Source organism: Stenotrophomonas sp. P5_A8 (assembly GCF_056400545.1).
Genome location: NZ_JBFULB010000016.1, coordinates 21076 through 27262, shown reverse-complemented (window position 1 = coordinate 27262; position 6187 = coordinate 21076). Strand labels below are relative to the sequence as shown.

General features: G+C 68.6%; 4 protein-coding genes and 1 pseudogene. 2 read left to right on the top strand and 3 right to left on the bottom strand.

Annotated elements, in window-relative coordinates; genetic code table 11:
* Positions 1–46 precede the first annotated feature (46 nt).
* From AC1DQP_RS02480 to AC1DQP_RS02470, 3 genes and pseudogenes are all read right to left on the bottom strand, one after another.
* On the bottom strand, positions 47–1318 hold the full coding sequence (locus AC1DQP_RS02480; protein WP_478051040.1) for a sensor histidine kinase: 1272 nt from the start codon (positions 1316–1318) through the stop codon (positions 47–49).
* A 153-nt stretch (positions 1319–1471) separates the two neighbouring features.
* Positions 1472–2185: pseudogene (locus AC1DQP_RS02475) on the bottom strand (response regulator transcription factor).
* A gap of 89 nt (positions 2186–2274) precedes the next feature.
* Positions 2275–2925: an arylesterase gene (locus AC1DQP_RS02470; RefSeq protein WP_457318121.1), complete on the bottom strand. Its 651-nt coding sequence runs from the start codon at positions 2923–2925 to the stop codon at positions 2275–2277.
* A 120-nt stretch (positions 2926–3045) separates the two neighbouring features.
* Between AC1DQP_RS02470 and AC1DQP_RS02465 the strand changes: the two genes are divergently transcribed.
* Entirely contained in the window at positions 3046–3648 is a 603-nt protein-coding gene (locus AC1DQP_RS02465; RefSeq protein WP_256774940.1) for an ABC transporter ATP-binding protein, read from the top strand.
* A complete protein-coding gene (locus tag AC1DQP_RS02460) occupies positions 3645–6131 on the top strand; it encodes an ABC transporter permease (RefSeq protein WP_478051039.1) in 2487 nt (828 codons plus the stop codon). Before AC1DQP_RS02465 ends, AC1DQP_RS02460 begins: the two co-directional genes overlap by 4 nt.
* The last annotated feature ends 56 nt before the right edge of the window (positions 6132–6187 follow it).

Genomic DNA, 6187 nt, shown 5'->3' with positions numbered 1-6187 from the left:
GACCCAAACACTGGAGAGAGAAATCACCCGGCCGTTGCTAAAAAACTCACCGATAAACAACCGCCGCCTGCGTCCCCGCCCCCAACTTACTGCTCAGACTCACCTTCCAGCCAAATCGATCGCACAACCGACGCACGATCGACAGCCCCAAGCCGGTGCCCTGCGGCCGCGTCGGCTCCGCGCGGTAGAACGGCTCGAACGCGCGGCCCAACGCCTCGGCCGACATCCCGATCCCCGTGTCGCGCACCACGACCCGATCCTCCAGCACATCCACATCGATGCGCCCCTCGTCGGTGTAACTGCACGCATTGCGCAACAGATTGCTCACCACCACCTGCAGCACCCGCGGCGGCGCATGCAAGTGCACCGGACCGGCACTGTGCAGGAAGATCTCCACCGGCCGCCCCGCCATCAGCTCGCGCGCGTTGTCCACCTCGTAGCGCACGATCTCGTTGACGTCGAACAGCTCGATCTGCGGCTCCACATCCGCCTCGCGCGCCAGGATCAGGAACGCGTCGATCACCGCCTCCATGTCCCGGCCCGCGCGCTGGATGCGGTTCAAGCTGCGCTGCAACCGCGGCGACAACTCGTGATCGCCCAGCGCCATGTCGCTGGCCACCCGGATCACCGTCAGCGGCGTGCGCAGTTCGTGGCTCGCATCGCGGGTGAAGTTGCGCTCACGCGCCACGTGCGCGGTCACTCGCGTGGCCAGGGAGTGCAGCGCCGCGGCCAACTGCCGCGTCTCGCCCTGCATATCCGCCGGCAGCTTGTCCGGCGCCAGGTCCGCCGCTTCCGGATGCCCCGGATTCCAGCGCGACACCCGCCGCGCCAGCCAGTTCACCGGCGACACCAGCCGTTTGGATGCCCGGTAGGTGATCCACGAGGCCCCGTACACCGCCAGCAACGTCAGCAGCACCGGCACGATCCCGAACCAGAACGCCAGCATCTCCGCGCGCGAGCGCAGGAACACCAGATACAACCGCCCTTCCGGACGCGCATCCACCAGCACCAGCTGGTCGTCGCTTTTCAGTTCGTGGAAACCCGGGCGCAGCGCGCGCAGGTTGGCCGGCAGGCTCAACGGCGACCGCCCGGTCTCCAGCAGGTAACCGCGGATGTTCTGGGTGTTCGGCGGCGGCTGCGTCGGCGAAGCGTCGTACAGCTGCCAGTAGTAAGCGGCCTCTTCCTGCAGCGCGCTGCTGACCAGGCTGTGCTTGATCACCAACGACACCAGCCATGCGCCCAGCAGGATACCCAGGCTGGCCAGCACGGCTTGTAGGATGAAGACGATACGTATCTTGCGCGGCAGACCGTGCGGCATTACAGGATCCAGAGCGGTTCGCCGCGATTATAGGAAAGCGCGCCGTGATTCCATCGTGCAAAAAACGACAACGACCCGGCAACCGCCAGGTCGTTGTCACCCTCGGGGCCCCGCAGGGCCCGTCCGCTCACGCGCCGGCGACCGCCGTACGCGTCAGCTCATCGGCTGGGCGATGTCGGCGATGCGGTAACCGGCGCTCTGCACGGTGTGCAGCAGCGGACGGTCGAACGGCTTGTCGATGATCTTGCGCAGGTTGTACAGATGGCTGCGCAGGGTATCCGAGTCCGGCAGGCCGTTGCCCCAGATCTCGCGCTCGATTTCCTGGCGCGTCACCACGCGGGGCGATTCGCGCATCAGGATGGTCAGCAGACGCAGACCGATCGGCGACAGCTGCAGTTCGGTACCGGCACGGGTCGCACGCATGCTCACCGGGTCCAGCACCAGGTCGGCCACCTTGAGCACTTCCGAACCCACCTGGCGACGCTCGCGGCGGATCAGGGCACGCAGGCGTGCTTCCAGCTCCTGGATCGCGAACGGCTTGGTCAGGTAATCGTCGGCGCCGAAGCCCAGACCGGTGAGCTTGTCGTCCAGCGTGTCGCGGGCGGTCAGCATCAGTACCGGGGTCGACTTGCGGGCGTCGTTGCGCAGCCGGCGGCAGACTTCGATGCCGTCCAGTCGCGGCAGCATCAGGTCCAGCACCACGACGTCATAACTGTTTTCCGCCGCCAGTCGGTAGCCGTCCAGCCCGTCCTAGGCATAGTCGACCTCAAACCCACGGCCTTCCAGGTACTCGCCGATCATCTCGGAAATATTGCGGTTGTCCTCGACCACCAGCACCAGGCCGGAGGTCTCCTTTGTCTGACGCATGGGATTCCCTCTTTCTTCAGCTTTGTGAAACATGCCGCATCGGCAGTGGAGGCGGTGTGAAGCTGCTCACACCGGAATCAAAATTGTTGTCAGAGCAGGGGTTTGAGGTGCGGCCACACATTGTCCAGCACCCGCGGCTGGCCGGCGGCAGTGGGATGCAGGCCGTCGGACTGCATCAGCCCTGGCTGCAGGGCCACACCGTCCAGCAGGAACGGCAGCAGCGGCACCTTGTACTGGCCGGCCAGCCCAGCATAGACGTCCTTGAGCCGCTGGCGGTAGGCCGGGCCGTAGTTGGGGGGAACGTCGATGCCCAGCAGCAGCACCTTGGCACCGGCCTTCTGGCTGGCCACGATCATCTTTTCCAGGTTGCCGCGCAGCTGCACCGGGGTAAGCCCGCGCAGGGCGTCGTTGCCGCCCAGCTCGATCACCACCACCGATGGCCGGTGTTTGGCCAGCAGGCCCGGCAGCCGGGTCAGCGCGCCGGAACTGGTCTCGCCGCTGATGCTGGCGTTGATGATGTTCGGGGCCGGCTTGACCTGTTGTTTGACCCGCTGCTGAAGCAGGTTCACCCAGCCCGATTCGGCCGGGATATTGTGGGCAGCACTGAGGCTGTCGCCGACCACCAGTACCGCATGGCGGGTATCGGCACCTTTGGCACAGGCCAGCGCCGGTAGCAGCAGCAACCATGCCATCAGCCAGACCATCGGGGCCGCGCGGCCCTTCCACATCGTTGTGCTCATTGGAGAATCCTCATCGACAGCCTGTCCCCCCGCAGCGCTCCCGTCGCCATCGCCGCCCTGGATGTGGGCAAATCGGCGCGTGGCCCGGAGGGTGAAGTCCACATACTGGACAACATTGGCATGACCGTCCATGAAGGCGAGAGCATCGCCATCGTCGGCGCGTCCGGTTCGGGCAAGACCACCCTGCTCGGCCTGCTGGCTGGACTGGACCTGCCCAGCCGCGGCCGGATCACCCTGGCCGGCGCGGATCTCAATGCGCTGGATGAAGAAGCCCGCGCGCAGCTGCGTGCGCGTGAGGTCGGCTTCGTATTCCAGAGTTTCCACCTGCTGCCGGCGCTGACCGCCGAGGAGAACATCGCGCTGCCGCTGGAACTGGCCGGGCGCGAGGATCCGGCGCGCGTGCGCGAGGTGCTCGAGCAGGTCGGGCTCACCCACCGTGCGCGCCACTACCCGCGCCAGCTGTCCGGCGGCGAGCAGCAGCGCGTGGCGTTGGCGCGCGCGTTCGTGGCGCGGCCGCGCATCCTGTTCGCCGATGAGCCCACCGGCAGCCTGGACCAGGCCACCGGCCAGCAGATCAGCGACCTGCTGTTCGCGCTCAACGCCACCAGCGATACCACCCTGATCCTGGTGACCCATGACCTGCGCCTGGCGCAGCGCTGCGAACGCGTCTATCGCCTGGATGGCGGCCGACTGGTCGACAGCCCGTCCGGCGTGTCCGCATGAATGTCGTCAAACATGCCGCGCGCGCACTGCGCCGCGAGTTCCTGGCCGGCGACCTGCTGACCGTGTTCGCCGCGCTGGTGCTCGGCGTGGCGGTGATGACCGCGGTCGGCACGCTGGTCAACCGGGTCACGCTGGCCTTGACCGGCAGTGCGGCGGAAATGCTCGGCGGCGACCTCGGCCTCAACGCACGCGAGGACATTCCCACCGCCTTCGCCGACGCGGCGCGCGAACGTGGCTTGGCCAGCACGCGCATGGTCAGCTTCCCCAGCGTGCTGTTCCATGGCGAGGCCAGCCAGATGGCCAACATCAAGGCGGTCGGCGATGGGTATCCCTTGCGTGGGAAGCTGCAGGTCAGCCGCACCCTGCACGGCGGCGCCAGCGAGATCGCCGGCACCCCGCCGCCGGGCCAGGCCTATGCCGATCCGCGCCTGATGCAGGCGCTGGGGCTGGGCGTGGGCGATGCGCTGGAGTTCGGTGCCGGCCGGCTGACCATCACCCGCGTGCTGCAGGCCGAACCGGACACCTCCGGCGAACTGATGCAGCTGTCGCCGCCGCTGCTGGTCAACCGCGCCGACGTGGATGCCGCCGGCCTGCTCGGACCGGGCAGTCGCGCGTCCTACCGGATGATGTTCGCCGGGGCGCCGGAGGCGATTGCCGACTTCCGCGCGTGGTTGGCGCCGCAGGCCAAGGGTTACCGCATCGTGGGCATCGCCGACACCCAGCGCGGCGTGCGCGGTGCGTTCGACCTGGCTGGCCGCTTCCTGTCGCTGGCCGCACTGCTGGCGGTGCTGCTGGCCGGCGTGGCCACTGCGCTGGCGGCGAATCGCTTCGCGCTGCGCCGGATCGACCAGGTGGCGATCCTGCGCTGCCTGGGCGCACGCCAGCGCGACATTCTCAGCGCGATGGCGCTGCAACTGGTGATGCTGGCGGTGCCGGCGTGCCTGGTCGGCATCGGGCTGGGCATGGCCGCGCAGGCCGGGTTGGTGCAGGCGCTGGGCGGTCTGATCCCCAATCGCCTGCCGCTGCCACAGGCGACCCCGGCCTTGAGTGGTGCCGGGATCGGACTGGTGCTGCTGCTCGGCTTCGGCCTGCCGCCGCTGCTGCGGCTGCGTCGGGTGCCGCCGATGCGCGTGCTCAACCGCAGCTTCGCGGCGATGCCACCGAGTTCGCTGCTGGTCTATGCGGCCGCCCTGGCGGCGACCGTGGCGCTGACCGTGCAGGCCACCGGCGATGTGAAGCTGGCGGCCTGGGTGCTGGGCGGGCTGGCCGCATTGGCGGCCCTGGCCGGCGTACTTGGGGCGTTGCTGCTGTGGCTGCTGCGTGGGCTGCAGCCGCGCCTGCGCGGGCGCTGGAAGCTGGGTCTGGCCGCGCTGACCCGCCGCCGTGGGCTGGCGGTGACGCAGCTGGTGGGGCTGTCGCTGTCGCTGTGCGCGCTGTTGCTGCTGTCGGTGATCGGGCCGGGCCTGCTGGCGCAGTGGCGCGACCGTTTGCCGGTGGACACGCCCAACTACTTCCTGATGAACATCCAGCCGGAGCAGCGCGAGACGGTGCTGAGCACGCTGCACGGGCTGGGCGTGGTGGCGCCGGGCATCGAGCCGTTCAGTACCGGGCGCCTGTTGGCGGTCAATGACCGGCCGCCGCAGCGGCAGCAGCGCGAGGACAACAGCAACGATGACGACGATGCCAACCGTCCGGTCAACTTCTCCTGGCGGCATGACTTCCCGCCGGCCAACACGCTGGTGGGCGGGCGCTGGTGGGCGCCGGGCAGCACCGCGGCGGAAGCCTCCATCGAACAGGGCTGGGCCGAGCGTTACGGGATGAAACTCGGCGATACGGTGACGCTGCAGATGGGCGACCAGCAACGCAGCTTCACGGTGACCAGCATCCGCAAGGCCGACTGGGATTCGTTCCGGGTCAACTTCTTCCTGCTGCTCAACGAAGGCGCGGTGGGCGATGCGCCCTACAACCTGATCACCGCCTTCCATCTGCCGCATGCGCAGGCACCGCAGTTGGCGGCGCTGACCCGCGCGCAGCCGAACATTTCGCTGCTGGATATCGATGGCATCCTGCAGCGGGTGCGCGAGGTGGTGGACCGGGTCACCCAGGCGGTGCAGCTGGTGATGGGCTTCAGCCTGCTGGCCGGGTTGCTGGTGCTGCTGGCGGCCCTGCAGGCCACCGCAGGGGAGCGTCGCTACGACAGTGCGGTGCTGCGCACGCTGGGGGCCACGCGCAGCCAGCTCCGCGGGGCGGTGCTGGTCGAGTTTGGTGCGCTTGGGCTGCTGTCGGCGTTGCTGGCGGTCGGCACGGCGGCATTGCTGGGCAGCGTGGTGGCCCGGCAGGTGTTCGAGCTGACCTTGAGTCCGCCGTGGGGGTCATTGCTGGCCGGCGGCGCGATCGGGGTGGCATTGAGCATGCTGGCCGGCTGGTGGGGCACACGGCGGATCCTGCATACGCCGCCCGCGCTGGCGCTACGGGAAGTGTGAGGTCGACGCGGGGCGCCGGAGCATTCAGTGGCGCTGGCCGAAGGCTGCGCATCGGT